A 1,730-nucleotide genomic window follows, 5' to 3' on the forward strand; every position below is an offset into this window, starting at 1 on the left:
CCCAGCCAGCGCCGCCGGTGGCGCATCAGCCGGGGCGGCCGCCGGGTCAGCCGGGTCCGGAGCCGGCCGACGGTGGCCATGCCGGTCAGGGCGGGCCGTCGGGCGACGGCGGGTCGGCGCACCGCCCACTCGGCGAGCAGCCGGGTGATCAGCATGGCCGAGAACATCGAGGCCAGTACGCCGATCGAGAGCGTCACCCCGAAGCCCTTGACCGGGCCGGTGGCGAACACGAAGAGCAGACCGGCGGCGAGCAGCGTCGTCACGTTGGAGTCGGCCACCGCGCTCCATGCCTTCGCGAAGCCGACGCGCAGCGGGCGCCGAAGGTCCCGCTCCCTGCCGGGGCCGGCCGCGCGAGGAGCGGTGTACTCCTCCCTGGCCCGTTCGAAGACCAGCACGTTGGCGTCCACCGCCATGCCGATGGCGAGCACGAAGCCGGCCAGCCCGGGCAGGGTGAGCGTCGCGCCGAGCGCGACCACGGCGGCGTACGAGATCAGTCCGTAGAGGGCGAGGGCGACGGTGGCCAGCACACCGAGCAGGCGGTACACCGCGATGACGAAGGCCCCGGTGCAGAGCAGGCCGATGGCCGCGGCGAGGGCGCTGGCCCGAATCGCCTCGGTGCCGAGGGTGGGGCCGACGGTGCTCTGCTCGATCACCGTCACCGGTACGGGCAGGGCACCGCCCTTGACCAGGGCGGCGAGATCGCGGGCCTCGTCGGCCGAGAAACCGCCGGTGATCTGGGTCGAACCACCGGTGATCCCCTGCCCGCAGGGCACGCTGTCCTGGACGCCGGGGGCGGACAGGACGCGGTCGTCGAGCACGATGGCGACCCGGCGGGCGGGGTCGGCCGGCGCGGCGCACGCGGCTTCCCCGGTGAGCCGGGCCCAGGCGTCGCCGGCCGAGCCGCGGAAGGAGAGGTCGATGCTCCAGCCGAGGCCCGTCCGGGTGTCGAGGACGGCCGAGGCGTCCTTGACGCCGTCGCCGGTCAGTACCGGCGGCCCCAGCCGCAGGTGGCCGCCGGGGAGGCCGGGGTCGGCGAGGACCCGGGAGCCGTCCGCCGCCGGGGGGCCGGCCGGGCCGTCGGCGGTCGCGGTGACGGCGTGGAAGGTGAGCTGGGCGGTGCGGCCGATGACCCCGGCGGCCTCGCGGGGGTCCTGGACGCCGGGGAGTTCGACGACGATGCGCCGCTCCCCGGCGCGGGCGAGCGAGGGTTCGGCGACCCCGAGACCGTCGACCCGGCGGCGCAGCACCTCCAGCGCCCGGTCGGTGGCGTCCGCGTCGGCGCGGACAGTGGGCGAGTCCTGGGTCTCCAGGACGATCCGGGTGCCGCCGCGCAGGTCGAGCCCGAGGCGGGGCGGGGTGGTCAGGGCGACGTAGAACGAGACGCCGACGACGGCGAGCGCGACGAGCGCGCGCCAGAACGCGGCACGGCGAATAGGCATGGGTACTCCACGGGCGGTCCGCGGGAGCCGGGCGTCCGCAGGGGGACGCCGCACCCGGGACGGGCGGACGCGAGGGGACGGCGCGCCGCCGGGAACGCTCCGGGCACGGTGGCCGGAGCCCTCCCGTCCGGGCCGCGGGCAGGCCGCGGCACCCGGGTCGGCGGGCGCGGTGGAACGTCAGCTGGACCGGGTGGAAGGGGGACCGCGGGTGTGGCGGGGGTCGTAGCGATCGGACGGCGGCGCCCGCTCCTGGCGCGGCCCCGGGGCGTACATCCCGGGCCGGGGCCGGGG

Annotated in this window: 1 protein-coding gene; it reads right to left on the reverse strand. The window is 77.3% G+C overall.

Annotated features, from left to right (window positions below):
• On the reverse strand, positions 1-1,439 hold a 1,439-nt coding region (secD, locus tag AE652_RS40850; protein WP_049660968.1), incomplete at its 3' end, for a protein translocase subunit SecD.
• Positions 1,440-1,730: the final 291 nt, after the last annotated feature.

The organism is Kitasatospora sp. MY 5-36, assembly GCF_001182915.1.
GTDB lineage: Bacteria > Actinomycetota > Actinomycetes > Streptomycetales > Streptomycetaceae > Kitasatospora.